The organism is Neobacillus citreus (assembly GCF_018343545.2).
In the GTDB taxonomy this organism is placed as follows: Bacteria; Bacillota; Bacilli; order Bacillales; family Cytobacillaceae; genus Neobacillus; species Neobacillus citreus.
The window spans coordinates 26,315-52,923 of record NZ_JAGYPE020000001.1 but is presented as its reverse complement, the minus strand read 5'-3'; the positions used below and the strand labels follow the sequence as shown (position 1 = coordinate 52,923).

Here is a 26,609-nt window from a genome sequence, read left to right as displayed (position 1 = left end):
GTGAAAACAAGAATTACCGAACTGTTAGGAATTGAATACCCTATCATTTGCGGCGGCATGTTTCAAGTTGGCAGAGCAGAACTTGCAGCCGCAGTTTCAGAAGCTGGTGGATTAGGAGTAATTACCTCAAAAACACAAGGTACACCAGAAGCACTTCGTCAAGAGATTCGCAAAATAAAAGCGCTTACGAATAAGCCATTTGCTGTAAACCTCAACTTATTCCCGAGCCAGACTGCAACTCCAAATGAAGATTTTATTGATATTTTAATTGAAGAAGGGGTTAAAATTGTCGAAACTAGCGGCAGAAGTCCCAAAGATTTAATGCCAAAGTTGAAAGAAAACGGATTCATTGTCCTCCATAAAGTGGCTGGTGTAAAATATGCCATCTCAGCAGAAAAACTTGGAGTTGATGCTGTTATTATTGTCGGCAATGAAACAGGCGGCCATCCTGGTATGAGTGATGTCGGCACTTTAGTCATGCTTCCAAGAATAGTAGATTCAGTTAAGATTCCCGTTATTGCCGGCGGGGGTTATGCGGATGGAAGAGGATTAGTGAGTGCATTGGCTTTTGGGGCAGAAGGGGTAGTAATGGGTACCCGTTTTATGGCTACTGAGGAAGCGCCAATTCACGAGAATGTAAAACGATGGATGGTAGAATCTGATGAAACGAATACCATTATCATTCAACGAAATATTGGCAGTGCATCCCGCGTTGCCTTGAATGCTGTCAGCAAGGAAGTAGACCGCCTTGAAAGAGAAGGGGCAACAATTGAACAATTAATGCCGCTTATTACCGGCCAAAGAGCCAAACATGTGTATTTTGAAGGTGATTTGGATGGAGGTATTTGGTCCTGCGGCCAATCTGTGGGACTTATTAAAGAAATATTATCGATCAAGGATTTGTTTGCCCAAATAACAGAAGAGGCAAAGAAGTCTATCGATTTTATTAATAAAAGAATGTCCGTTCATTCTAACGTTTAGTATGCTATTAAAATTTAGGAGGAATAGAGAATGAGAGAAGTTGTTATTGTTGAAGCAGTACGTACCCCAGTAGGAAAAAGAAAGGGAGTATTCAGTTCAGTCCGTCCGGATGAATTGGCTGCAAAGGTTTTGAAAGAATTGATGAACCGTGCCGGGATATCTCCAGGACTTGTGGAAGATGTCATTTTAGGTTGTGTTGCCCAAGTAGAAGAGCAAGGACTAAATATCGCCCGCAGCGCCGCATTAATGGCTGATTTCCCAATTCATGTGCCGGGAACTACCATCGACCGTCAATGCGGTTCCAGCCAGCAAGCCATTCACTTTGCTGCTCAGGCCATTTTGAGCGGGGACATGGATGTCGTCATTGCCGGCGGAGTAGAAAGCATGACAAGGATCCCAATGGGAGCCTCTCGCAAGGAGTCAACTTGGAGTGAAGAGTTAACTTCAAAATATGAAATGATTCATCAAGGTTTATCAGCTGAGCGGATTGCTGAAAAATGGGGATACAGCCGCAGTCAGCTCGATGAATTCTCGCTTGAAAGTCATAGAAGAGCCATTATAGCTCAAGAAGAAGGTCGTTTCGATCGTGAGATTATGCCAATTGAAGTAAAACGGGAAGATGGTTCAACAATTGTTGTCACACAGGATGAAGGCCCAAGAAAGGATACTTCATTAGAAAAATTGGCTTCTTTAAAGCCTGCCTTTACGCAGGACGGAAGAATTCATGCCGGTAATTCCAGTCAAATGAGTGATGGTGCTGCAGCCGTTCTATTAATGTCGAGGGAAAAAGCAGAGGAGCTTGGTCTTAAACCACGTTTCCGTATCGTTGCCCGTTCCGTTGTCGGCTCTGACCCGACCCTCATGCTGACGGGTCCATCCATTGCTTCGAAAAAAGTGCTTGAAAAAGCTGGCCTTTCAATTGAAGATATGGATACCTATGAAGTAAATGAGGCATTTGCTCCTGTACCAATGCTGTGGATGGATGAACTAAAAGCAGACCCTGCAAAGTTAAATCCAAATGGTGGAGCAATTGCTTTGGGCCATCCACTAGGCGGATCTGGTGCCCGCCTGATGATTACCATGCTGCATGAATTGGAAAGAAGCGGCGGCCGTTTTGGCTTGCAGGCAATTTGCGAGGGCGGCGGAATGGCGAATGCCATAATTGTTGAAAGAATTAGCTAATCGCTTTTAATAAAACTCCCTGAAGGAGGCTCATGCCACACAGATTGAAATGGTCTATCTTCAGGGTATTAAACATATTTTTAAAAATTTCGATTTAATAGAGGAGGAGCATGATATATGAAAATTAACGGCAAAGTAGCTGTTGTAACAGGAGGCGCTTCCGGGCTAGGCGAAGCCACCGTCGAAACGATTGTTGAAAACGGGGGATATGCAGCCATCTTTGATTTGCAAGAAGAGAGAGGCGCCGCTTTAGTAGAAAGATTAGGTTCAGACCGTGTGCTTTACGTTAAAACAAATGTTACCAGTGAGGACGATGTGGTCAATGCCATTAACCAAACTATTGAAAAGTTTGGGGCCATTCATGTTGCTGTAAACTGTGCAGGGATTGGTGCGGCCGAAAAAACCGTCGGCAAAGAAAAGCCGCATGATCTTAGCGTCTTTACTAGAGTCATACAAGTCAATTTAATTGGAACATTTAACGTGCTTCGTTTAGCTGCGGAAAAAATGACACAAAATGCTCCAAACGATGAGGGAGAAAGAGGCGTAATCATTAATACTGCGTCAGTAGCTGCATTTGATGGTCAAATGGGCCAAGCTGCCTATAGCGCATCAAAAGGCGGCATTGTCGGTATGACTTTGCCTATTGCCAGAGACCTTTCCAGACATGGTATCAGGGTCTTGACGATTGCTCCAGGGCTTATGGATACGCCATTGTTTGCCGGCGCTCCAGAAAAAGTCCGCCAGGCATTAGGTGCTATGGTTCCGTACCCGCAGCGTTTAGGGTACTCATCCGAATATGCTCATTTAGCAAAATGCATCATTGAAAATCCATATTTAAATGGCGAAACGATCCGTCTCGACGGCGCGATTCGGATGCAGCCGAAGTAATAAGCAAAAGAACCTCTAGCTGTCGAAACTAGAGGTTTTTTTAATGAATTAAGTGATAAAAAATAGAAAGCGGTCTCCAAAACCTGGAGTCCGCTTATATTCTAGTAGTTTTAGAAATTACTTTTCATACTCAATTTTATCTTTTTCAGGATCATAGTGGATATTCCCTGTGACTGGCACCAGGTCACCGGCTTTTGCTTGAACTAGGAATAAGGATGTATTTCCGTAGCGGTGTTCCGCTGTATAGGTGACAGAAGGGTAGAAAGAGCCATCCCATTTATCAAAGGTTTCCATTTTTTTAATAAAGTTCTCCCAACTCAAATCATCTCCTGCTCGCTTTAACCCTTCGACGTATACTTGAGCAGTGGACCATGCGCCTTCAGAGAGAGCTCCAAGCGATTCTTTCCCAAAGTCTTTGGTTACATACTCAACATACTTTTTGACACCAGGGTTATCCATTTGTTCCTCATAGTTAGGATATTGTAGAGAAGATATTATACCTTCCCAAGCATCTTTCCCCGCTAAATTAAATTGGTTTTTATCTGCACCGCCAGTTTGTGAAACAATAAATGGAGTGTCCGATGCCCCAATTTTATGCATTTCTTTACGCAGTGCTGCTGCTGGCGCAGGAGTTGTATTCATAATTATTACATCTGCTTTTGCCTCTTTCAGCTGCTGGGCCTGTGAGCTAAATTCTTTATCTGTTGCCAAGAAAGGGACTTCTTTTACAATGGAAACTCCAGGATATTTTCCAATATTTTTCTTGATCGCTTCAAGTCCCTGTTTTCCAAAATCATCATTCTGATAGGCTATGGCTATTTTTTTGGCATTCAGCTTATTGACAGAGTAATCTAAAAAGACCTTTGCTTCGACTACATAATTAAATGTTCCGCCAAAAACATTCTTAATTGGAGGATTCACAAATTTGTCTGCCCCAGTCCCCAGGCCCGTTACCGGTATGCCAGTTTTTTCTAGAAGCTGTAGGGATGCGGCAATATTAGCCGTTCCGATTGGATATATAATAGAGAATACTTTATCCTGTTCTATTAATCTTTGAATACTTTGGAGTGTTTTTGCGGGCTGATATTGGTCATCATACGCGATTAACTTAAGCTTTCTTCCATTTACACCGCCATTATCATTGACATAATTAAAGTATGCTTGAACGCCTCTTCTGACTTTATCATATTCTGCGACTGGCCCTGTTTGGGGACCGGTGAGTCCAACAATTATTTCTTTATCCGTTACTCCTTGAGCCTGTTTCTTACCGTCTTTTGGGTCACCCTTAGTTGATTGGTTTTTACTGGTTTGTGCGCTGCATGAAACTAACAAAATAACAGTTAGAATCAAAGCAAGTGCTGATGTCAACTTTTTTTTCACAAAAATTTACCCCCAATCAAAGATTCACTTTAAGAGTAAAGAACAAAACACTATTAAAAAAGCGCTTACATCCTTAAAAACTCTCAAGAATAAGTGTAAAGAGATTTGATTTAAATTGCAAGTTAATTATTTAAAAATTAAAATAATTCAAACTAGTATTCAAAAAAAGTAATCAAATCGTGAAAATATCATATCTATTATTATTAAATATAGATGGAGTTAACAAAATCTTTGTAAAATCATTATGTTGTAATAATTTTTGTAAAATTAATAATATTTAGAAAAATATGTACAAATATTGCTCGGTATTATATAATCAATACTAAATTGGAAAAAATAGCATTCATGAATTACATACTGTACAGTTGAAAGTTATATTATTGTAAGCGGTTTCTGATTAAATAAAAAATTTAAACGAGGTGACAAAAATTGAATTATGCAGAATTAAGGGATGATTTCTCGTGGGAAAAAGTAGTTAAAACCTATGATTGGAATGTTCATGAAAAGCTTAATATAGCACATGAATGTTGTGATAGGTGGGCGGATGACCCGAATCGTATCGCTATCTATTGGGAGGATGAAAAAGGAAATAAGGATGTCTGGACCTATTTCCGCTTAAAAGAACAATCCAATCGGATGGCGAATGCACTTCGGTCGCTAGGAGTAAAAAGGGGCGATCGTGTGGCAGGTCTCCTGGGGAAGGACATGGAATTAATTTTGACAGTCCTTGCAACATGGAAAATAGGTGCTATTTATGTTCCAATGTTTACGGCTTTCGGCCCAGAGGCCATTACGTATCGATTAAAAGATGCTGATTGCAAAATTTTAGTAACGAACCAGGAACAGGCCAAAAAAATTGAAGGTCAACAGGTATCTTGTGAGCTTCTATTAACTGATGGTGTATCGGGTAATGGATTAACCTTCTGGGAGTTTATCCAACAATTCTCTTCTGAACATGAAACAGAGCCAACATCCATAATGGATCCAAGTGTCATCCAATACACCTCTGGTTCAACCGGCATGCCAAAAGGGGCCGTTTGGGCTCACAAAATACTAATCAGCACCTACCCGTACATGCGATATGCAATGGGTATAGAAAACGATGATAGGTTCCTCGGAGGGGCGGATATGGGCTGGGCATATGGCTTGATGAACTGTACATTATGCCCATTAAGTCTCGGTATATCCATCGTCGTATATAAAGGCCCTTTCCAGGTGGAAAAATATTATCAATTACTAGAACAATATAATGTTACAAACTTTGCATATGCCCCAACGGCGTACAGAATGATGATGGCTGCCGGTCCTGATTTAGTAAAGAAATATTCATTAAATGTAAAACAGTTCTCAAGTGCTGGTGAACCATTAAATGCAGAAGTTGTCCGCTTCTTTAAAGATAATTTTGGCCGGGAAATCTATGATCACTATGGATCAACCGAAACTGGGATGATTGTAAATAACTATAACGTCACAGATATGATGGTAAAGCCTGGATCAATGGGTCTGCCGACTCCCGGTTATAATATTGCTTTATTAGATGAGCAGGGATATCCGGTAGAAGTCGGTGAAGCGGGTCAAATCGCCGTAGATATACACGCATTTCCGTACTTCTTTCTAGGTTATTGGAATGATCCAAAGAAAACGGCAGAAAAAATAACAGGAAATTGGTTTCGGACCGGGGATCTAGCGAGTAAAGATGATGACGGCTATTATTGGTTCCAAGGCAGAGCAGATGACATCATTTCTAGCGCAGGCTACCGAATTGGTCCTTTTGAAGTGGAGAGCACCCTATTAGAACATCCTGCCGTAGCTGAAGCTGCTGTTATCGGGAAACCGGATCCTGTTAAAGGAGAAATTGTAAAAGCATATGTAGTTCTTAAATCATCTCATAAATCTTCCTCAGAGTTAGCTGACGAATTAAGTGTTTTCGTAAAAGCAAAGCTATCAAAACATCAATACCCACGAGAAGTTGAATTTGTTGAAACCCTCCCTAAGACACCGAGCGGAAAAATCCAGCGTTATATTTTAAAACAAAGTCTCGAAGCAGCAAATAAATAAGCGGAAGGTGATAAACGTATGCAAATCATTGCCAGCGGCTTAATTTTTGGTTGTATCTATGCATTAGCAGCATTAGGGCTTGTATTAATTTTTAAAACAACTGAAGTTGCCAATTTTGCGCATGGCGAAATGGCCATGATCACAACCTTTATCAGTTATGTCTTTTTATCGAAATATGGATTCCCTTATTTAGCATCACTTGGTTTAGCGCTTTTATTTGCCTTAGTTTTCGGAATAGTGGTTTATGTGTTGATTATGAAAAGGGTTCAATCCGCGCCGCATTTAAATCAAGTGGTGCTTACATTAGGACTGTTTATGATATTTAATGGGCTGGCCGGACTTAAATGGGGGTATCAGCCCACTTCGTTCCCGGAGGCATTCCATGGTGATCCTTTTAAACTTGGCAGTGTTTTTATATCGACTAACGAAATCTTTACGGTTGGGTTAACGTTGGTTCTGATGCTGCTGTTCTTCCTATTATTCCGATTTACAAAAGCTGGCTTAGGGATGCGTGCTGCCTCACAGGATATTATGGCTTCAGAGCTAATGGGAATTAAGGTTTCCGGCGTTTTTATGGGAGCTTGGGCGATTGGTACTGCACTCGGCGGTATAGCTGGGATGATGACAGCCCCAGTAACTTTTTTAAGTCCAAATATGATGGGAGAGGTTTTGATTATCGCTTTCGCCGGTGCTGTTCTGGGTGGGTTTAATAGCTTGCCGGGTGCGGTTATTGGTGGATTAATCGTTGGAGTTTTTGAAAATTTAGTCAGTTATTATGTGGCCCCAGAACTGAAAATTGTCTTTACATTTCTATTGATTGTTGTGGTGTTGTACATCCGTCCTCAAGGAATATTTGGGGGAGCAAAAATTGTAAAAAAGGTGTGATGTGAATTGAAACAGCTATTTACAAATCGTAAACCTTGGTTATTTTTACTCGTTCTTTTATTCCTTGCTTATCCTTTTATCGTTGGACAATCGGTTTATCTTATTTCTATTTTCGTTATGGTTTGTGTATATGCCATTACCGCAATGGCATTGGATTTATTAATTGGCTTTGGCGGCCAGGTTTCCATCGGCCACGCAGGCTTTTTGTCGGTGGGAGGTTATACAGTTGCCATCCTGACGACCAAATTAGGTCTTCCTTTCTTGCTTGTTCTCCCGTTATCAGGAGTGATTACAGGCATCATCGGTTTACTTATTGGACTGCCTGCGGTGCGGCTTAGCGGTAACTTTCTTGCCGTCGTATCGTTAGGGTTTGGTCTGTCCATTCCACAGATTGCACTTAACTGGGATTCCCTTACTGGCGGGTATTCTGGTCTTCCTCTTGCCCGGCCGGAATGGTTGTCCAGCGATAGTCAATTTATTTACGTCATTATTTTAATGACTGTTTTAATCACATGGATTCTCCATAATATTGTGAAAAGCAGATTGGGCAGGGCTTTTGTCGCCATTCGAGAAAGTGAGGTTGCTGCCCAGGCTACCGGAATTAACGTTCCTTTATACAAAACACTGATGTTTGTGATTAGCGCTTTTTTTACAGGAATTGCCGGCGGACTTTATGGTTATTGGATCGGGTTCGTCAGCCCGAACGATTTTTCCGTGTTTACGTCATTTTTGTTACTTGGGATGATTGTCATTGGCGGCCTGGCTTCTATTCCAGGTGCCATTATCGGTGCCATTATCTTTACAGTACTGCCTGAATTAACGAAATCATTAATCGGGTTGACCAATATTATAATTGGAATTGCCATTGTCGGAATCATTCTTTTCCGTCCAAATGGGATAATATCATTGCTGGAATTATTCAAGATAAAAAAACCAAGCAAAAAAGTATTGGATGAACCGGAAGTTTATCTTTCTGACCTTGAACAAGGAGGTGCTGCTAGGGATGCTAACGTTTAACGATGTGACCGTAAAATTTGCCGGCGTAACCGCGGTTAAAGATCTTTCTTTTGAAGTGCCTCAAGGAAATATTTATTCAATCATCGGTCCAAACGGCGCTGGTAAAACGACTGTTTTCAATTGCATCAGCCGTTTCTATACTCCAGCTGCCGGCACAATCAATTTTAATGGAAAAAATATTTTAAAACTTAAACCCCATCAAGTCATCCATGAGGGGATTGCGAGAAGTTTTCAAAATGTAGAATTGTTTGCAAAAATGACTGTCCTTGACAATTTGCTAGTAGGGCTGCACCCAACCTTGAAAAAGAATATTTTTTCGATTTCGTTAAATTTGCCTTCTGTTAAAAAGACAGAAAAAGAATCAATTAAAAAAGCTTATGAAGTGATGGAATTACTTTCAATATCCGATTTAGCGAATGAGAAGGTAAGAAATCTTCCATTTGGTTATCAAAAAATGGTGGATATCGGAAGAGCCATCATTTCTTCACCAAAGCTAATCTTACTCGATGAGCCGGTAGCTGGGATGAATCCAGTGGAGACGAAAAAAATCAGCGAGCTCATCCTCCGCTTAAAGAAAGAAATGAATTATACAGTCCTTGTGATTGAACATGATATGTCGCTTGTAATGGAAGTGTCAGATTTTGTAACGGTGATGAATTTTGGTCAAAAGATTGCAGAAGGCACCCCCCAAGAAATTCAAAAAAATCCAGTGGTTATTGAAGCTTATTTAGGGGAGGTCGAAGAGAATGCTCAAATTGTCTGATGTGCATGTCTATTATGGCCATGTCCATGCATTAAGAGGACTGAACATGACGGTGGAGGATGGAAAGATTGTATCTTTGCTAGGCGGAAATGGCGCTGGTAAATCAACAACACTAAAGATGATTTCAAGACTCATTCAGCCAAAAAAAGGCTCCTATGAAATGGATGGTCAATCCATGTTGAAAGACAGCCCGAGCAAGGTTGTCAAGAAAGGAATTATTCATTGCCCGGAAAACAGAAGGGTTTTTCCATTATTAACAGTGGAGGAAAATTTAAAAATTGGCGCCTATAGCCGCAAAGATAAAAATGTTAAAGAGGATTTAGAAAAGGTATTTTTATATTTTCCAAGGTTAAAAGAAAGGGTCAAACAAAAAGCGGGAACACTGAGCGGCGGAGAACAGCAAATGCTTGCCATAGGAAGGTCGTTAATGGGGAAGCCGAAGATTCTTTTATTAGATGAACCATCCCTGGGAATTGCCCCTATTCTTGTGAAGGAAATTTTTGAAATCATCAAAAAAATCAACAAAGATGGCACTTCCATTTTGCTGGTGGAACAAAATGCCAACATGGCACTTGGGATTTCTGATTATGCGTATGTATTGGAAAACGGACATATTGCTTTGGAAGGACATTCCAAGGATTTAAGAAATAATGATGAAGTCCGCCGACTTTATCTTGGCGGGTAAAATAATTGGGAGCATCCATAGATGCGGAATGTGATGAAGAGAGGGAAACGAATGCAGACTACTACAAAAATTGTCGTCTCACCAGAGGACATCGACCAGCTTGGCCATGTCAATTACCTGAAATATATTCTTTTTTTAGAAAAAGGGGTCGGAGAATGGTACAAACAGGCTGGAGTAAATTTTAAGGAGTTAAGGAAACAAGATCTTGGTACGGTTGTCCTCAAATTCGATGTCTCCTACCATAAGGAAGCTAGATTGGGAGATACTCTGAGTGTTACGACAACTTTAATGAATGTGGGTAACAAAAGTTTTACCGTAAAACAAGAGATTTATAATCAAGACGATATTCTAATTACCGAATCAACGAAAACATTTGTGATGTTTAATACGGCTACAAGAAAAGGTGTACCAGTGATCCATGAGATTGCCCGTCACTTCAAGTGTGCCAGATCATAATAAAAATTAGTTTGAACAGCTCATTGCTATGCAAGTGAAGGTTAAAAACGTAAGGCTTCTTGACATGCATATTATTAGTTTTGTTATGTGCGATTTCCCAATTAAGGAGGAATTTTAATGGTCAAAAAAGGCTTTACTGTATTCACCGCTTTTATGATGGTGTTTCTATTAGCAGCTTGCAGCGGGGAGAAAACAAGTTCAAACAATGCAACTGTTGGAAAAGATAGCAATGAACTAGCTCAAGGGGTTACAAAGAACGAAATCCTGGTTGGACATTCAGCTCCGCAAACGGGACCTGTAGCTGTCTATGATACGTTCCGAAAGGGTATGGATACCTATTTTCAGTATATCAATGAAAAAGGCGGGGTAAATGGCCGGAAAATAAAGTTAATTGCTTATGATGATCAATATCAGCCAACAAAAGCTTCACAGAATGCCAAGAAACTTGTCGAGGAAGATAAAGTATTTGCCGTCATTGGAAATCAGGGATCTGCCGCTAATCTTGCAGCAAAAGACTACTATATAAATAAAGGAGTTCCAGTCATTTTACCAGGGACTGGATTAAAGGGATTTGTCGATCCCCCAGTAAAGAATTGGATGGGGGCAACCATGATGAACTATGAAGTGGAAGCTCAAATTATGTTAAATTATGCAGTCAACGAGCTGGGTGCAAAGAAAATTGCTATCGCCTATCAAAATGATGACTTTGGAAAAGCACCTTATAACAAGATAAAAGAAATGATTAAAACATATCCTGGTGTCGAACTTGTCGCCGAAGTGACCTATCTTCCCGCCGACACGGAATTCAGTGCCCAGGCTCAAAAACTTCAACAAGCCAAACCAGATACCATTTTTAATTTTGGGGTGATGAGTCCTGTCGTCAATTTGAAAAAGGCAATGTATAAAATCGGTCTAGATAAGGCTAATTACATTGTTTCCTCCATTGCTGGAGGGGATACCCATGCATTCCAATTAGCCGGTGGCGACGTTTGGGAAGGAACCTACAGCGGTGGGATTCTGATTAGTTTGGATGATGAAAATAATGAAAAAATTAAACTTTTCAAAGAAAGATTTAAGAAATCGTATCCAAATGAGCAGGCAACTAATTTTGTAGAAAGCGGCTGGTCGGCTGGGCAAGTATTCGTTGAAGCATTAAAAAGAACTGGCGATAACCTTACCTGGGATAATTTCCTAAAATCCTTCAATTCATTCGATAATTGGGATGGCTCTATGTATGCTGGGGTATCGTTCTCCGATAAGAACCATTATGGAATTACGAAAATGTACATGACCAAAGCAGAGAATGGAAAAATTCAACAAATTTCCGATTCCATTGAGTTTGATCCTGAAACAGGAAAAATTTCCTTACCCAAAAAATAACTTATGAAATTAAAATTCTTAAATAAAATTTGATAGGTGGTACGAATGAAGAAAAATATAATGCCGGAGTGCCTACTGCCACTGAGTGGAGCAGTTAATTTCCGCGATATGGGCGGACTGGCAACAAAGGATGGCAGAAAAGTAAAAAAAGGGCTCTTCTTTCGAGCAGCAGAATTAACCGGATTAACTGACGAAGATGTAAGTTTATTAGAAACCCTTCAATTAAAACGAGTGTTTGATTATCGCAGACAAAAAGAGGCGGAACGGAAGCCTGATCCGCCTCTAGGGTCTGCAATACTTGAGCGGGTTTCTGCGATTAGCGAAGAAAATATTGCCACAAATATGTTTGTGAAAGACGACGGATTTAATGCGGACTATTACCGTCAATTCACAGTTGAAAGATTTATAAAGATTTACACTGAGATGCCAATACAGAATCCTTCTTACAAAAGATTGATGATGCTATTAAAAAGCCCGGAAGAAAACTTGCCGCTCGTCCACCACTGTACCGGCGGACGTGACCGAACGGGTGTAGGTGCCATGTTAATATTGATGACAATGGGTGTACCCTATGAAACTGTATTAGAAGATTACTTACTTTCAAATCTAACCTTAGCCGAACGTCATCAAACCATTTTTAAAAAAGCATCACAATATTTTACTCCAGAAGAATATAAACAATTAATAAATGCTTTTCCACTAAGAGAAGACTATCTTCATGCTGCCTATAACGCGATATTAAGGAATTATGGTGATTTTGACACGTATATTGCAGAGGAATTCGGGATATCCGAAGAGGTTAGGGAAAACATTAAAAATTATTGTTTAGAATAGGAGTGAATGTTTTGAACAAACCTTGGTTTTTCTCTTATCCAGAACAAGTTCCATACGAAATTACCCCTCCCGCTGTTTCCATCGACGATTTGCTCAAAAATACATCCAGCCTCCATCCAGAAAAAACTGCCGTAATTGATAATCAAAAGGCGAAAACCTACTATCAACTTAACTCAGATGTAGACCGTTTAGCTTCTGCCTTATATGATAGTGGTTTTAAAAAAGGAGATAAGTTAGCGATTATGCTTCCCAATTGTCTAGAGTACATAATCTCCTTTTTTGCGGTGCAACGCTTGGGCGGCACCGTTGTTCAAGTCAATCCTATGTATACACCCAGAGAACTGGAATATATTTTAAAAGATTCCGAGGCAGTTTGGTTTATCACGAATCGCATCCAAGTTCCAAAACTCGAGCAAATCGGCTATAAAGACAAATTAACAGTCCTTATCGCAGAGGGTGAAAAGGACGTTAAAGACAGCCTTAATGCCTGGATTGAAAAAGGAACAAACCCGTCTCCAGAAGTTAATATCGATGTCGAAAATGATATAGCTATCTTGCAGTATACAGGGGGAACAACCGGCAGGGCGAAGGGTGTAATGATCTCACACTACAATCTCATTAGTAATCTTTATCAGAACAAGGAATCAAGTGTCGGAGAAGCAAGTGAAGGTTCATGGGAACGAATAATCGGTATCGCCCCAATGTTTCACGCTATGGGTTTGACGACAATGGTTACCACTATCTTTAGGGGCGGAACATTTAATACGATCAGCAGATTTGAATTAAATTTGCTTGTAGAGACAATCAGAAATTTTAAGCCGACCACCTTTAGCGGTTCGCCTACTATGTATATTGCCTTGTTAAACCACCCACATTTGACTTCCGAAGATCTTAATTCTATTAAAATATGCAGCAGCGGATCGGCACCATTATCTGTGGAAATCATGAATCGTTTTGAGGAAAAAACGGGTGCTCCGATTATTGAAGCCTATGGATTATCAGAAGCGACTACGATGGTGACGAAAAATCCGAGCGAAGGGGTACGAAAGCCCGGCAGTATCGGCATACCAATCCCAAGCACGGATTGCCGGATTGTTGATATCGCTACCGGAACAATTGAATTGCCTGTGGGTGAAACTGGTGAACTTATCGTAAAAGGTCCACAAGTCATGAAGGGATATTGGAAAAATGAAGAAGAAACCGCGCATGCTTTGAGGGATGGCTGGCTTTTTACGGGTGATTTGGCCGTTATGGATGAGGATGGATATTTTTATATAGTGGGACGAAAGAAGGATATGATTATTGCCGGCGGCTACAATATCTATCCGCTTGAAATTGAGGAGGTACTATATCAGCTTCCGGCTGTAAGGGAAGTTTGCGTGTATGGCGTTCCTGACCCGTATCGTGGTGAAACGGTCAAAGCAGCTATCGTCCTAAAGGAAAATGCTGCCTTGACCGAAAAAGAAGTGGAAGATTGGTGCAACCAAAATCTAGCAAGATACAAAGTTCCCAGACTGATAGAGTTTCGCGACGAACTTCCGAAAACAGCAGTTGGAAAGATTCTAAGGACTAAATTGATTGAACAGGAAAAAGAAAGTGCTGCCTTAGGAGGCAGAAAGGAATGAAAACAGTGGAAGAGCTTTTCTCTCTTACTGGTAAGGTTGCTCTAATAACAGGAGGTAGCCGAGGTCTTGGACGAGAAATGGCAATCGCTTTTGCCCAAGCAGGAGCGGATATTGTGATTGCAAGCCGCAAACTTGATGCTTGTGAAAAGGTTGCTGCAGAGGTGGAAGCGCTTGGCCGCCGTGCACTCCCATATGCTTGTCATATTGGGAGGTGGAATCAGGTAAATGACTTGGTAGAAGCCGCTTATAATCATTTTGGCAAGGTAGATATTTTAGTGAACAACGCCGGTATGTCCCCGCTTTACGATTCCATAGTTGATGTTAGCGAATCTATGTGGGACAGCGTTTTAGCATTAAATTTAAAAGGGCCTTTTCGTCTCTCAGCATTGGTAGGAGATCGTATGGCAAAAGGAAGCGGCGGAGCCATCATTAATATAAGCAGCATCGCAGCAATCCGGCCGACAAAGAATGAAGTGCCCTATGCTGCTGCTAAAGCTGGGTTAAATGCACTTACTCTTGCTTTAGCGGATACTTTTGCTCCTAAGGTGCGCGTCAATTGCATCATCGCAGGCCCCTTTTTAACCGATATAGCTAAAGCGTGGAATATGGAGGAGGCGATGAAACGGTTTGGGGAAAACTCAGCTCTCGGTCGGCCTGGAGAACCAGAAGAGATTATCGGCACAGCTTTATATTTTGCCTCAGATGCTGCTAGTTTCACGACTGGATCACTCTTAACCGTGGACGGGGGATACAGAAAATAACGAAAGTTGAAGGGGACTCATCCAAAAAAAGTAGTAGAAATAGAGGACAGTGAATAGATTAGAAAGGGCCTATCTATAAATGCGGAGGGATGAGAAATGAATACTATAACAAGGGAATTTTGTATGACCATTAATGGCAAACCGGTATTAACAGAACAAACGGTACCTGTAATTAATCCAGCAAATGAAACCGTAATTGCTCAGGCGCCAAAAGCCAGCAGGAACGACTTAAACGAAGCTGTTAAGGCTGCAAGAGCAGCCTTTAGTACATGGTCTGCGTTATCAATTGCGGAGCGGACAGCCAAATTGGAGACGTTTTCTGATGCGATCCAGCAGCATCGGGATGAACTGGCAAACCTTTTTACTGCGGAAATGGGAAGACCGATTAATGGTGGATTTGGATCCTATATGGAAATTGATTCAGCCTGTCATTGGTGCAAAGTAATCGCTAAAAATCGTCTGCCCCGTGAAATTATTGAGGAAAATGATAGTCATACAATCGAGAAATATTACACGCCGCTTGGGGTGGCAGGATTAATTGTTCCATGGAATTTCCCTGTCCTCTTGGCGATGTGGAAAATTGCCCCGGCATTGCTAGCGGGTAACACCATTGTTGTGAAGCCTTCGCCCTATACTCCATTAACTACTTTACGGATAGGTGAAATCGCAAGAGATATTTTTCCGGCAGGCGTATTTAACGTGATAACAGGTGAAAATGAACTTGGGCAATGGATGACAGAGCACCCTGACATAAATAAAATAAGTTTTACCGGGTCAACTGCTACTGGGAAAAAGGTACTGCAAAGTGCAAGTGTTAATTTAAAACGCGTTACGCTCGAGTTAGGAGGCAATGATGCTGCCATTGTCCTAGAAGATGCAGATGTAAAAGAAGTTGTTCCAAAATTATTTTGGGCGGCTTTTTCCAATACAGCACAAATTTGTGTTGCCTCAAAAAGGCTGTATGTTCATCAAAAAATCTATGATGAGTTTTTAGCCGAATTAATCCAGTATGCCAAAACCATTCCAATCGGCGATGGGATGAACCCTGCCACCTTAATTGGCCCAGTCCAAAATAAGATGCAATATGAAAAGGTTAAAGCTTTGATAGAAGATGCAAAAAGCACAGGTACGAATATTGTCTGCGGAGGAATCGTTGAGGACAAACCAGGCTACTTTATTCCTATTACGATTGTCGATAATCCTCCCGAAGATGCGAGGGTGGTAACAGAAGAAGCCTTTGGCCCGGTGCTGCCTGTCATTAAATATAGCAATTATGATGAGGTCATCACGAAGGCAAATAATACTGATTATGGATTAGCCGGTTCTGTATGGGGCAAAGACCTTAACCTGGCACGTTCCATTGCCGAAAGGTTGGAAACGGGGACGGTCTGGATTAACGAAGCACATATCCTTTTACCGAACGTTCCTTTTGGAGGCCATAAACAATCAGGAATCGGTGTTGAAAATTCAATCGAAGGATTAAAAGAATATACCAACACAAAAACCATTATGATTAAGAAAAAATAATTTTGGATAATTTTATTTAAATGTTTAAAGGACAAAGGCTACGATAATAGGGCTTTTGTCTTTTTTATTTTCTTAGAATAATGAATAAAGGATAACTTTTCAGATAATTTAAAATTGACCATAAAGTCAAAATTATTATATAATTTATTTGGTAGTAATAGAGTTACATAAGCGTTAATTGCAGAAAAGAGGGTGAAACAAATGAAAACGCTGGAAATTCCTGTGGTAAAGCTTCCGAAAGAAACGGAAGAGCTAAGAAGAGAAATTAGGCAGTTTTTAAAAGAAGAAATTGAAAACGGTTTAATCGAAACAAAATGCGATTGCTGGCTTAGCGGATTCTCGGAGGATTTTTCACGGAAAATGGGAGCACGCGGCTGGATTGGCATGACTTGGCCGAAAAAATATGGCGGCGGGGAACGTTCGTCAGTCGAGAGATATGTAGTTACTGAAGAAATGCTGGCAGCAGGCGCCCCAGTTTCAGGACATTGGATTGCCGACCGTCAGACTGGTCCGCTTTTACTGAAGTATGGGACAGGAGAACAGAAACAATTTTTCCTGCCAAGAATAGCAAAGGGAGAATGTTATTTTGCGATTGGCCTTAGCGAGCCTAATGCAGGCTCCGATTTGGCTGCACTTCAGGCACGGGCCGTTAAGGTTGATAAAGGCTGGATCTTAAATGGCAGCAAGATTTGGACAAGCGGTGCTCATCATGCCCATTACTCTATCGTCTTATGCCGGACAACTCCAATGGACCCTAACAACCGCCATGCCGGGATGAGCCAATTGATAGTCGATTTAAATGCTCCGGGAGTAACCATTCGCCCAATTCATCTGATGACAGGGGAACATCATTTTAATGAAGTCTTTTTTGAAGATGTGTTTGTTCCTGATGGTATGGTTGTTGGGACACTTGGAAATGGCTGGGCCCAGGGCATGGCGGAATTAGCCTATGAGAGAAGTGGTCCGGAGCGCATTTTGAGCACCTTTCCTCTTCTAAATGAACTAACGAATGTGTTAATAGAAAAAGGTGACACAAAGGGATTAAATAAAGTTAGCAGACTCATCTCTAGACTGTGGACACTTCGAAATATGTCGCTTGGCATTGCCCGATTGTTGGAAGAAGGTGTGCCTTCTAATATTATTGCTTCTCTAGTAAAAGACATGGGAACCCAATTTGAGCAGGAGATTCCTGAGATTACGAGATTACTAGTTTCTGCCATTCCGTCAACCGATTCCGAAAACAGATTAGAAAGGTTCCTGGCACAATCGATTCTGCAATCACCAGGATTTACACTTCGCGGCGGGACAACGGAAATTCTAAGGGGAATTGTGGCAAAGGGGGTTATTAACCAATGAGTGAAATGAAAGAGATGATCTTGGAGTCAGCAGCAAAGATTTTTGAAAAATATTCAACCAAAGAAGTGGTTAATGACGCTGAGAAAGGTCAATGGGCAGCTGAATTATGGGAGAACCTGGAGGCCTACGGCATGCTTGGAGTAGGAGTGCCGGAGGAATTAGGGGGAAGCGGCGGTGACCTGGATGATGCCTTGAGTATTTTGCAAATGGCGGGCAAATATTCTGCACCCATTCCACTTGCCGAAACGTTTATAGCCAATTGGTTATTAAGCGATTTGGGAGAATCTATTATTGAGGGGATTGTCACGATCCCAGGACAAAATAGTTCGGAACCTTTCCAGCTGCAAAAAAGCGGTCAAGGCTGGATTATAAACGGAAAAGCCAAATATGTTCCATGGGCGAGGAATGCGGAAAAGCTGCTTGTACCAGGAGAATCAATCGACGGAACCGTCCTTCTTGTTTTACCGCTTGAAAAAGCGGAAATTAAACCTGGCAAAAACATGGCTGGGGAAGCACGGGATGAAGTGATCTTTGATCAGGTCTACATCGAGGAATGTAAAACCGTATCTGTCGACTACAGCGCACTGACAAAGAAGCTGTATTATGCAGGGGCATTAACAAGAAGCGTGCTTATGGCGGGGGCTATCGAAAGAGTTCTTGATGTAACCATTAACCATACAAATGAGCGCTCCCAATTTGGACGGCCTATTCACCGTTTCCAAGCAATACAGCATCATTTGGCAGCGCTTGCGGGCGAAACTGCCGGTGCTGGAATTGCCGCCAAATATGCTGTTGATGCTTTCGGCACGAATCCTTTTTCAAAAGAGTTAGCCTATGCAAAAATCCGAATAAATGAAGCAGCGGGAAAAGTCAATACGATCGCACATCAAGTATTGGCTGCTATTGGGTTTACATATGAACATACCCTGCATCACAGTACAAGAAGACTTTGGTCTTGGCGTGAGGAATTTGGGACAGAATCCGATTGGGAACAGGTCATTACGGAAGAACTATTAAAATTAGAGAAAAACGAATTGTGGTCTGTGATAACTGGCGTTGTGAATCATGCAAAAAAGGTGGGAATCCAATGACGGATCTAATTTTTAATGTGGAAAATGGGGTCGCCAAAATTATTTTAAACCGGCCGGATAGTTTAAATGCCTTTAGTGCGGAAATGATTGACCTTTGGATTAAAGCATTAGAGACCGTCCGTGATTCCGATGACATTCGGGTACTTGTAATATCCGGAAATGGACGCGGCTTTTGCTCGGGCGGGGATATCAAATCGATGGGGAGAGGAGAAGGATTCCTTCAAAGCGATGGGACTGAAGATTTTTCCTCGACCGCTTTAGCCAGAAAAAATTCTTTATGGAAAAGAGTACAAAGAATTCCTCTTCTGGTGAAAGAAATTGATAAACCTGTGATTGCGGTTCTGCATGGTGTTGCCTTTGGAGCAGGCTTTGATATGACCTTGGCCTGTGATATTCGCATTGCTGCCGAAAACACCAAAATTTCGGAAAGCTACTTAAATGTTGGAATTGTTCCGGGAGACGGTGCGGCGTGGTTCTTACCAAGGTTTGTTGGGACAGATCAAGCTTTGGATTTGCTCTGGACGAGAAAAGTCCTAACTGCCAAAGAGGCAAAAGATATGGGGCTTGTAACGTATGTCGTGGAAGATGACAAACTAGAGGAGTTTGTGGAAGACTATGTTCAAAAATTAGCGAGTGGCCCGCAAACAGTAATGCGTTTTACAAAAAGAGCTGTGTATCAGGGATTAAATATCGATTTACGTTCATCTCTGGATATGATTTCTTCAGCAATGGGGATCGTTACCGAGCTCGAAGATTACCAAGAAGGGGTCCAAGCTGTCCTGGAAAAGAGAAAGCCAAATTTTAAATAACGCAATAAAAATAGTGGCAATACATTGTCACTGTCAGGCTGTCGAGAAAAACTACCGACAGCCTTTTATTTTACTCGTTTTCTTTAACATTCACCGCGTTAATTTTTTATAACATTATTAATATTAGGCTTTTCAACAAGTCTGTTGATTGGCGCTCCAGGCACTTCGCTTTCCGCGGGCGTGCCGGGGAGCCTCCTCATCGCTTCGCTCCTGCGGGGTCTCCCCTGCCCCGTACTCCCGCAGGAGTCTTCGTGCCTTCCGCGCCAATCAACAGGTGTACTCAATTAAGTCCTTTAACTCAAATAAAATAAGTGGTGAATTTAATGTTTAAGCCAAAGAGAATAGCCAAAGTGAATATGAATTTGTTTCTATTGAAGAATTGGTTCCAGATGACCACCTTCTTTGCTTGATTGACAAATATATTGATATTTTTCGTTTGTTCCGGTTGAGGGGATTGAATAATGTAAGAGAACACGCTTCTTACTGCAGCCTGCCAAAATATGAAAAAGATTGTAACACTTATCAAGGCTGAAAAATGTGTGTTGCAATACTTAGGTTGATTTGCCTCCCTGTTGATTGGAGCGGAGGGCACTCGACTCCTGCGGGATATAGAGGTCACTGGAGACCCCGCAGGCGCCAAAAGCGCCGAGGAGGCTCCAGGACCTCCCCGCGGAAAGCGAGTGCCCGGAGCGGAAATCAACAGGCCAGTTAGCAGGGATAATAGTTTGGTAATTTAGGTTTGGTCAAAATAAAAAATTGCCGAGAAAAATACCCTTTCTCAACAATCTGACAGTGGCAATACATTTTTCTAGAGCGTAGAAAAATGAGAAAATTGTCAAACGGTAATTATTGTATTTTTAGAATATTTTGTTTATAGTAATTGTTAGTGAAATACCAACTAATTAGTATGAAAGGGGGAGCCTTTTCCTTATATTAAAAAAAGATTTCTAAAATGATAGCGGTTTCAAAAGGCTAGTAATTCTAAATAGTTTAATAGATGCAAGAGTTAAAGGAGAGGATTTTGTGAAGTTAAAAGATCTTCTTGAAACGAATATTGACCAATTTGGTGAATATCCGTTTTTATACTTCAAAGAAAAGACCTTTACGAATGTGGAAACGAAGGAATATGCGGACCAATTGGCAAACGGATTGAAAAAGCTAGGTGTCGAAAAAGGCGACCGCGTTATGGTCTGTATGCCAAATTGTCCGGAAGTCCTCATTGCCTACCAAGGAATTACCCGTACGGGGGCCATCATCGTTCCAGTCATGTTTACGCTTCATCCTAAAGAGCTTCATTATATTGCCCTTAATTCCGGGGCAAAAGCAGTCATTACTTCCTCCTATGTTCTTCCAAATGTAGAAAAATCCTTAGAAGGGCTGCCTGTAAAACCCGAATTGATTGTTGCAGATCAGCCAACAAATGAAAAAGCAAAAAATATTTATGATGTGATGGTACAAGATGCCAATCTTTATTATGATGATGTCCAGCCCGAGGACACAGCTGTTATCCTTTATACATCCGGAACAACCGGAAATCCAAAAGGGGTTTTATTAACACATAAAAATTTATATTCGAATGCCGAAAACTCGGCAAAACATAATGAAACCGAGCGTGGAACCACCCTGGGTGTCCTTCCGCTTGCCCATGTATATGGGTTGACGGTTTCAAATGTGTTGTACTTAACCGGAAGTTCTATTGTCGTTTTTCCTAACTTTGATGTAAAGGAAGTACTTAATGCCATTGAAAAGCATAAAGTGAGAACGTTTTCTGGAGTTCCGGCAATGATTTATGCGCTTGTATCCTACCCGGAGGCAGACCAATACGATACCTCCAGTCTAGAATCGATAGGATCAGGGTCTGCGCCGCTTCCAGTAGCCCTGCTGTACGCATTTGAGCAAAAGTTTGGCGCAAAGGTTTTTGAAGGATACGGCCTGTCAGAGGCAGCACCGGTTGTAACAGCCCATCGCAAGGGTATTGAAATTAAGCCAGGTTCTGTCGGCATTCCGATTCCTGGTGTTGAAGTGAAAATAGTCAACGAAAATGGTGTGGAGGTTCCTTGTGGCGAAGTAGGTGAGCTGATTGTCCGCGGGGATAATGTGACCCCTGGTTACTATCAAAATGAGGAAGAATCTCGGAAAGTGTTAAAAGATGGGTGGCTATACACGGGAGATATGGCCCGGCAGGATGATGAAGGCTACCTTTATATAGTTGATAGAAAGAAAGATTTGATTATCCGAGGAGGCTTTAATCTTTATCCTCGCGATGTTGAAGAAATTTTAAATGGTCATGAGCAGGTTGCTGAAGCGGCTGTTGTCGGCATACCGGATGAACGGATGGGTGAAGAGATGGTCGCCTGTGTCGTCAAAAAAGCTGGTTCAGAACTAACAGAGGAAGAATTGATTCGTTTTTGCCAAGACCATTTAGCAAAAAACAAAACACCACGGCGGATTGTGTTCCTAGATTCACTGCCAAGAAACGGTGTTGGAAAGATTCTGAAAACACATCTTCGCAAAACAGCTGCAGATATTGTGGTTCGTTAACAGATTTTCACATAAAGGAAATGATGAGAGGGGAATGTTTTTATGGAGAAAAGAACGATTTTAACAACAAGCAGCCGTGGTCTGATGGAGGATTCCTTTCCTTACCGTCTTTACCAAAAGGCGAAGAGGGTAGGAATCTGGAATCCAGCAGATATTGATTTCAGCCAAGATCAAAAAGATTGGCAAGCAATGAATGAAGTGCAGAGGGAAGACATCCTGAGGCTCATTTCCATGTTCCAGGCAGGAGAAGAGGCAGTAACATTGGATTTGCTGCCGCTTATCATGGCTATTGCCAAAGAAGGGCGCCTTGAGGAGGAAATGTTTTTAACAACATTTTTATACGAGGAAGCAAAGCACACAGAATTTTTCCGCAGGGTGTTAAATGCGATTGGGGAGACAGGTGACTTGTCACATTTTCATTCAGAAACATATCAGCATATTTTCCATGAAATCCTGCCAACTGCAATGGAACGTCTTGTCACTGATCAATCGCCGGAAGCCATTGCTGAGGCATCGGTTGTTTACAATATGTTTGTGGAAGGGGTACTAGCAGAAACCGGATATTTCTCCTTCTATCAATCTCTAGAAACAGCCGGAATCATGCCGGGGCTTATGGAGGGAATCGGCAATTTGAAACGGGATGAATCCCGTCACATCGGCTACGGGACCTTCCTGCTGCAGCGGTTAATTTGCGAGCATCCTCATCTCTACGATTTTATTGCCGCAAGGATGGGAGAATTGGCCCCGCTGGCAATCAAACTTAATCGAGAAGGGATTAACGGAAAAGAAGTCAGTTCGTTTGGCGGGAACCCTGATGATGTCATGAATTTCACCATGAAGCAGCTAGCTGTTCGCATGGAAGTTTTAGCAAGGGCGAAGGGAAAGAAAATCGAAGAGATTTATAGAGTGACGGAAAGCGAGATAGGAGTACTTTAAAGTAAGCTGAAGTAATTGAAAAAATTCGGTTGCTGCAGCATAAAGTTGGCTTGCCGGCTGATTTTAGTGAATACAATATTAGTGGAGAGGCACTACAAATGGTAATCCCGGCAGTTATGAAGGATCCTGCCGCATTAAACTTCCCAATGCCGCCGGAACTAATAGCGGCAATTGGACAGAGGGTTGTGCCTTTGCCGGTTAAATAATGTTAGTTGAAATCATCCCATTATGGATTTTTTCTCGTCCATAATGGGATTTATTTTTCTAATGGATTGTAAAAACTGGAGGGCTTTGGTTTTATTAAAATAAACTATTTAGTCTATTTTATTTTAATTTTCTTCAACGCTATTTAAGGGGGCCGACTCATGTGTATTGTTTTTAAAAAATTATCTGAATGTCAAATAACGGACATTATCACGGCCTGGAATCGCGGTTTTGAAGGCTATTTTGTAAAATTGGAAATGTCAGCGGAGCTGTTTTTTGCCAGGTTGGTTAATGAGGGGCTTTCAATGAATCTATCGATTGTTGCTTTCGATGGTGATCAGCCTGTAGCAATTGTCTTAAATGGAGTGCGCCTGATTGATGGAAAAAAGACCGCTTGGAATGGAGGAACCGGCGTAGCCGCGGAATATCGTGGAAAAGGAGTTTCCAAGCTTTTAATGGAGGAGACTTTAAGGATTTACGCGGAAGAGGGGGTGGAGGTTGCCACTCTCGAAGCGATAAAGGAAAACGAACGAGCCATTCGTTTATATCAACGATATGGATATGAGATTGTTGACTCCCTTGTTCATTTAAAAGGGTCTGAGGAATTCGAGTCAGTTTTAGCCGCATCCATCTGGGTAAAATCCATCCGTCCTGAACAATTGGCAACACTTTCTTTCTATAAAGAAAATGTACCTTGGCAATGCCAATGGCAAAGTGTCAGAAACGGCGAAGCACAAATTTTTTATGGAACAGGAAATGACCCTTTAGGCTATTGCTTGTTTAAAAGAATATGGAATGAACATGGAAAGGTAGAAAAAGTCGTTATCTATCAATTGGAGCTGTTTTCTGAAGTAAACAAAGATTTATTAAAAATTATTTTTGCCAGCATTTGTGGGGGAGCTGAAAAAACCGTAAACTTTATGACTGTTAATGCCTCCATCTCAAGTCCAATCATCGCATACCTAATGAGCCATGGATTTAATAAGATGACGGAACAAGTGCAGATGGTGAAATTTTTATAAAAATCTTTGCTTAAAAGGCTAATTCCTTTTTTTAGAAAATAGGAATTGGCCTTTTTTTATTGACGAAATAAAGCGAAAATCAGAAGAATTTCCCATTAAACAAATAGTACAAATGGCCGATAAAAAAGAGGAATATTATTTTTCTAATGTCCAACTTTCTTTAAGAACAACACAGGTTACTACATTCCAAAAGTCCTAAATATATTAAACGTTTACAAAGGCTGGAAAAATAGTCCCTGGCATTCAAAACAGTAAATAAATATTGATGGTATATAAAAAAGAAGAGAGTTCCTGCTTTTTGTATAGCAGAGATACTATAAAAGGTGATAATCATGCAGGATAACGGACTGGTAAAACTGAGTCAATTAATCTATGAGTATTGTGGAATACGCTACAGCGATAAACTCCAAGCCCTGCAAAATAAAACTGCAAAGAGAGTGGCCGAATTAGGCCTTTCATATTGGGAATACTGTGGCTATTTGAAAATGACTCCGGCTGAATGGGATGTATTGGTAGTACTTTTAACAATTAACGAGACCTATTTCTATCGGGAAGAAAACCAATTAAACGAATGTTGTTCCATAATTCTTCCTAAATTGAAAGGCAAAAATAGCTTTCGCCCACTTAGGATTTGGAGTGCTGCATGTTCAACTGGTGAAGAGCCATATACTCTAGCCATGTTAATCCAAGAAACAGGAAAGTTTTTGCCTGGTTCCGTGGAAATTATTGCAACTGATATTAATAAAAAGGTGTTGGAAAAAGCAAAAAATGGGTGGTATCACAACGGGTCTTTTGCATTTCGCCGAATACCGGAGAATCTATTAAAAAAATACTTTTCTAAAGAAGAGGGAGGATATCAAATCAAGCCCTCAATACAAAGTATGGTCCGTTTTCAGTATGTAAACCTAATAAGTGAAGATCTTACTGCAAAAATCGGCGAGGTGGACGTAATCTTTTGCCGAAATGTATTAATTTATTTTGATCAGGAAACAACAAAAAGAGTTATTCGAAATTTACATAGAAATTTAAGCGTCGGTGGCTATTTGTTCCTCGGTCATGCAGAATCTATTACGGATATGGCATTGGGATTTCAAAAAGTAGATTCGGAAAAGACTTTTTATTATCGAAAGGAACCTAATTTAGGATGAAAAAATACGGAGTATTAGTAGTTGATGATTCTGCTTTCATGAGGAGGGCTATCTCTCAATTAATTGAGGGGGACTCTCAATTCTTTGTTGTGGGAATCGCTAGAAACGGTTTAGAGGCTATTGAAAAGGTTAACCGTCTTCGTCCTGACCTTGTCACAATGGATGTCGAAATGCCGGAGATGAATGGAATTGCTGCGCTGGAACAAATTATGAACACTTCTCCTGTGCCAATCGTTATGTTGAGTTCCCGGACAGGCGAAGGAGCGGCCGAAACGATTCAAGCCTTGGAGCTTGGTGCTGTAGATTTCTTTCTTAAGGAAAGCTTGATTCGCTCACGGGTTGAACAGGAACATATTCAAGAATTTCACATGCGCTTAAAAAGTATTGTGGAAGCGAAACGTCGACCTCCAGTTGCAGTAAAACAGACACAATTAAAGGCGGTTCGAGTGGTAAGACAACGGCAAACAGAATTGATTTTTATCGGATGCTCTACAGGTGGACCTTCTGCCCTGCAGGCCATTCTGCCGCGTTTTTCCGCGAATTTTCCGATACCAGTTGTCGTTGCTCAGCATATGCCGGCAGGATTTACAAAGCCTCTAGCCGAACGGTTTAATTCCCTATGTCAGCTTCCTGTCCAAGAGGCTAAGGATGGACAGGTAATTAAAGCTGGAAACATTTATATTGCTCCCTCTGGCTATCAAACCCTATTTGAAAAAAAACCGGATGGTTCTGTTGTATTTAAGATTTTTGACAAAGTTGAAGGTAAAACGTTGTACAAGCCATCTATAGATATTTCGCTTAATTCAGCAGCTCCGATTTTCACCAATCGTCTGTTATCGGTTATTTTAACTGGCATGGGTGCAGATGGTACCAAAGGATGTTCATTGGTGAAAAAATATCTAGGACATGTCTTTGTGGAGGCAGAGGATTCCTGTGTTGTTTATGGAATGCCAAAATCTGTATTGGAAGCAGGTTATGCGGATGGCCAATTCTTACTTTCGCAAATTTATCAAGAGATTATTTCTTATGTTGGATACTAAAAAGATAAAAAATAGAAATATAGAGTTAGAGACTTATAGT

General features: G+C 41.2%; 24 protein-coding genes. 23 read left to right on the top strand and 1 reads right to left on the bottom strand.

Annotated elements, in window-relative coordinates; translation table 11 throughout:
* From KHB02_RS00265 to KHB02_RS00255, 3 genes are all read left to right on the top strand, one after another.
* The gene (locus KHB02_RS00265; RefSeq protein WP_213140366.1) at window positions 1-981 is read left to right on the top strand and encodes an NAD(P)H-dependent flavin oxidoreductase; all 981 of its coding nucleotides are present in this window, start codon (window positions 1-3) and stop codon (window positions 979-981) included.
* Window positions 982-1,011: 30 nt separating this feature from the next.
* The gene (locus KHB02_RS00260) at window positions 1,012-2,163 is read left to right on the top strand and encodes a thiolase family protein (protein ID WP_213140365.1); all 1,152 of its coding nucleotides are present in this window, start codon (window positions 1,012-1,014) and stop codon (window positions 2,161-2,163) included.
* Window positions 2,164-2,280: 117 nt separating this feature from the next.
* Window positions 2,281-3,051, top strand: a complete 771-nt coding sequence (locus KHB02_RS00255; RefSeq protein WP_213140364.1) for a 3-hydroxyacyl-CoA dehydrogenase — start codon at window positions 2,281-2,283, stop codon at window positions 3,049-3,051.
* A gap of 117 nt (window positions 3,052-3,168) precedes the next feature.
* Here KHB02_RS00255 and KHB02_RS00250 read toward each other — a convergent pair whose 3' ends face one another.
* On the bottom strand, window positions 3,169-4,431 hold the full coding sequence (locus KHB02_RS00250; protein WP_213140363.1) for an ABC transporter substrate-binding protein: 1,263 nt from the start codon (window positions 4,429-4,431) through the stop codon (window positions 3,169-3,171).
* Window positions 4,432-4,860: 429 nt separating this feature from the next.
* Here KHB02_RS00250 and KHB02_RS00245 point away from each other — a divergent pair, with 429 nt between their 5' ends.
* The 20 genes from KHB02_RS00245 (at window position 4,861) to KHB02_RS00150 (ending at window position 26,569) form a co-directional block, all read left to right on the top strand.
* The gene (locus KHB02_RS00245; protein ID WP_213140362.1) at window positions 4,861-6,489 is read left to right on the top strand and encodes an acetate--CoA ligase; all 1,629 of its coding nucleotides are present in this window, start codon (window positions 4,861-4,863) and stop codon (window positions 6,487-6,489) included.
* An 18-nt stretch (window positions 6,490-6,507) separates the two neighbouring features.
* Entirely contained in the window at window positions 6,508-7,374 is an 867-nt protein-coding gene (locus KHB02_RS00240; protein ID WP_213140361.1) for a branched-chain amino acid ABC transporter permease, read from the top strand.
* Window positions 7,375-7,380: 6 nt separating this feature from the next.
* Window positions 7,381-8,391 carry a branched-chain amino acid ABC transporter permease gene (locus KHB02_RS00235; protein WP_213140360.1) on the top strand — a complete coding sequence of 337 codons (1,011 nt, stop codon included), beginning with the start codon at window positions 7,381-7,383 and terminating at the stop codon, window positions 8,389-8,391.
* A complete protein-coding gene (locus tag KHB02_RS00230) occupies window positions 8,378-9,154 on the top strand; it encodes an ABC transporter ATP-binding protein (RefSeq protein ID WP_213140359.1) in 777 nt (258 codons plus the stop codon). The genes KHB02_RS00235 and KHB02_RS00230 overlap by 14 nt, the downstream gene beginning before the upstream one ends.
* Window positions 9,138-9,839 carry an ABC transporter ATP-binding protein gene (locus KHB02_RS00225; protein WP_213140358.1) on the top strand — a complete coding sequence of 234 codons (702 nt, stop codon included), beginning with the start codon at window positions 9,138-9,140 and terminating at the stop codon, window positions 9,837-9,839. The genes KHB02_RS00230 and KHB02_RS00225 overlap by 17 nt, the downstream gene beginning before the upstream one ends.
* A 51-nt stretch (window positions 9,840-9,890) precedes the next feature.
* Window positions 9,891-10,295, top strand: a complete 405-nt coding sequence (locus KHB02_RS00220) for an acyl-CoA thioesterase (protein ID WP_213140357.1) — start codon at window positions 9,891-9,893, stop codon at window positions 10,293-10,295.
* A 117-nt stretch (window positions 10,296-10,412) separates the two neighbouring features.
* Window positions 10,413-11,675 (top strand): ABC transporter substrate-binding protein, encoded by a 1,263-nt coding sequence (locus tag KHB02_RS00215; protein ID WP_213140356.1) that lies wholly within the window; start codon window positions 10,413-10,415, stop codon window positions 11,673-11,675.
* 45 nt (window positions 11,676-11,720) lie between these two features.
* Window positions 11,721-12,509, top strand: coding sequence for a tyrosine-protein phosphatase (locus KHB02_RS00210; protein WP_213140355.1), 789 nt, complete (start codon window positions 11,721-11,723; stop codon window positions 12,507-12,509).
* A 2-nt stretch (window positions 12,510-12,511) separates the two neighbouring features.
* Window positions 12,512-14,134: a long-chain-fatty-acid--CoA ligase gene (locus tag KHB02_RS00205; protein WP_213140354.1), complete on the top strand. Its 1,623-nt coding sequence runs from the start codon at window positions 12,512-12,514 to the stop codon at window positions 14,132-14,134.
* Entirely contained in the window at window positions 14,131-14,895 is a 765-nt protein-coding gene (locus KHB02_RS00200; protein ID WP_213140353.1) for an SDR family NAD(P)-dependent oxidoreductase, read from the top strand. Before KHB02_RS00205 ends, KHB02_RS00200 begins: the two co-directional genes overlap by 4 nt.
* A gap of 96 nt (window positions 14,896-14,991) precedes the next feature.
* Complete coding sequence (locus KHB02_RS00195; protein ID WP_213140352.1) at window positions 14,992-16,422, top strand: aldehyde dehydrogenase family protein; 1,431 nt, start codon at window positions 14,992-14,994, stop codon at window positions 16,420-16,422.
* Window positions 16,423-16,623: 201 nt separating this feature from the next.
* Window positions 16,624-17,778 carry an acyl-CoA dehydrogenase family protein gene (locus KHB02_RS00190; RefSeq protein ID WP_213140351.1) on the top strand — a complete coding sequence of 385 codons (1,155 nt, stop codon included), beginning with the start codon at window positions 16,624-16,626 and terminating at the stop codon, window positions 17,776-17,778.
* The gene (locus KHB02_RS00185; protein ID WP_213140350.1) at window positions 17,775-18,869 is read left to right on the top strand and encodes an acyl-CoA dehydrogenase family protein; all 1,095 of its coding nucleotides are present in this window, start codon (window positions 17,775-17,777) and stop codon (window positions 18,867-18,869) included. The genes KHB02_RS00190 and KHB02_RS00185 overlap by 4 nt, the downstream gene beginning before the upstream one ends.
* A complete protein-coding gene (locus tag KHB02_RS00180) occupies window positions 18,866-19,678 on the top strand; it encodes an enoyl-CoA hydratase/isomerase family protein (protein ID WP_213140349.1) in 813 nt (270 codons plus the stop codon). The genes KHB02_RS00185 and KHB02_RS00180 overlap by 4 nt, the downstream gene beginning before the upstream one ends.
* Before the next feature lie 1,023 nt (window positions 19,679-20,701).
* Window positions 20,702-22,219, top strand: coding sequence for a class I adenylate-forming enzyme family protein (locus KHB02_RS00175; RefSeq protein WP_213140348.1), 1,518 nt, complete (start codon window positions 20,702-20,704; stop codon window positions 22,217-22,219).
* A gap of 42 nt (window positions 22,220-22,261) precedes the next feature.
* Window positions 22,262-23,155, top strand: coding sequence for a R2-like ligand-binding oxidase (locus KHB02_RS00170; RefSeq protein WP_213140347.1), 894 nt, complete (start codon window positions 22,262-22,264; stop codon window positions 23,153-23,155).
* Between the two features lie 29 nt (window positions 23,156-23,184).
* Complete coding sequence (locus KHB02_RS00165) at window positions 23,185-23,361, top strand: hypothetical protein (protein ID WP_241113624.1); 177 nt, start codon at window positions 23,185-23,187, stop codon at window positions 23,359-23,361.
* Window positions 23,362-23,520: 159 nt separating this feature from the next.
* Window positions 23,521-24,381 (top strand): GNAT family N-acetyltransferase, encoded by an 861-nt coding sequence (locus KHB02_RS00160; RefSeq protein WP_241113623.1) that lies wholly within the window; start codon window positions 23,521-23,523, stop codon window positions 24,379-24,381.
* A 332-nt stretch (window positions 24,382-24,713) separates the two neighbouring features.
* Window positions 24,714-25,529, top strand: a complete 816-nt coding sequence (locus KHB02_RS00155; RefSeq protein WP_213140346.1) for a CheR family methyltransferase — start codon at window positions 24,714-24,716, stop codon at window positions 25,527-25,529.
* Window positions 25,526-26,569, top strand: coding sequence for a protein-glutamate methylesterase/protein-glutamine glutaminase (locus KHB02_RS00150; RefSeq protein WP_213140345.1), 1,044 nt, complete (start codon window positions 25,526-25,528; stop codon window positions 26,567-26,569). The genes KHB02_RS00155 and KHB02_RS00150 overlap by 4 nt, the downstream gene beginning before the upstream one ends.
* Window positions 26,570-26,609 lie beyond the last annotated feature (40 nt).

Excerpts from the sequence above, each read along its gene's own strand:
- KHB02_RS00260 (WP_213140365.1), top strand. The coding sequence starts at position 1,012 with ATGAGAGAAGTTGTTATTGTTGAAGCAGTACGTACCCCAGTAGGAAAA.
- KHB02_RS00255 (WP_213140364.1), top strand. The coding sequence starts at position 2,281 with ATGAAAATTAACGGCAAAGTAGCTGTTGTAACAGGAGGCGCTTCCGGG.
- KHB02_RS00240 (WP_213140361.1), top strand. The coding sequence starts at position 6,508 with ATGCAAATCATTGCCAGCGGCTTAATTTTTGGTTGTATCTATGCATTA.
- KHB02_RS00230 (WP_213140359.1), top strand. The coding sequence starts at position 8,378 with ATGCTAACGTTTAACGATGTGACCGTAAAATTTGCCGGCGTAACCGCG.
- KHB02_RS00225 (WP_213140358.1), top strand. The coding sequence starts at position 9,138 with ATGCTCAAATTGTCTGATGTGCATGTCTATTATGGCCATGTCCATGCA.
- KHB02_RS00220 (WP_213140357.1), top strand. The coding sequence starts at position 9,891 with ATGCAGACTACTACAAAAATTGTCGTCTCACCAGAGGACATCGACCAG.
- KHB02_RS00215 (WP_213140356.1), top strand. The coding sequence starts at position 10,413 with ATGGTCAAAAAAGGCTTTACTGTATTCACCGCTTTTATGATGGTGTTT.
- KHB02_RS00210 (WP_213140355.1), top strand. The coding sequence starts at position 11,721 with ATGAAGAAAAATATAATGCCGGAGTGCCTACTGCCACTGAGTGGAGCA.
- KHB02_RS00200 (WP_213140353.1), top strand. The coding sequence starts at position 14,131 with ATGAAAACAGTGGAAGAGCTTTTCTCTCTTACTGGTAAGGTTGCTCTA.
- KHB02_RS00195 (WP_213140352.1), top strand. The coding sequence starts at position 14,992 with ATGAATACTATAACAAGGGAATTTTGTATGACCATTAATGGCAAACCG.
- KHB02_RS00190 (WP_213140351.1), top strand. The coding sequence starts at position 16,624 with ATGAAAACGCTGGAAATTCCTGTGGTAAAGCTTCCGAAAGAAACGGAA.
- KHB02_RS00185 (WP_213140350.1), top strand. The coding sequence starts at position 17,775 with ATGAGTGAAATGAAAGAGATGATCTTGGAGTCAGCAGCAAAGATTTTT.
- KHB02_RS00180 (WP_213140349.1), top strand. The coding sequence starts at position 18,866 with ATGACGGATCTAATTTTTAATGTGGAAAATGGGGTCGCCAAAATTATT.
- KHB02_RS00170 (WP_213140347.1), top strand. The coding sequence starts at position 22,262 with ATGGAGAAAAGAACGATTTTAACAACAAGCAGCCGTGGTCTGATGGAG.
- KHB02_RS00160 (WP_241113623.1), top strand. The coding sequence starts at position 23,521 with ATGTGTATTGTTTTTAAAAAATTATCTGAATGTCAAATAACGGACATT.
- KHB02_RS00155 (WP_213140346.1), top strand. The coding sequence starts at position 24,714 with ATGCAGGATAACGGACTGGTAAAACTGAGTCAATTAATCTATGAGTAT.
- KHB02_RS00150 (WP_213140345.1), top strand. The coding sequence starts at position 25,526 with ATGAAAAAATACGGAGTATTAGTAGTTGATGATTCTGCTTTCATGAGG.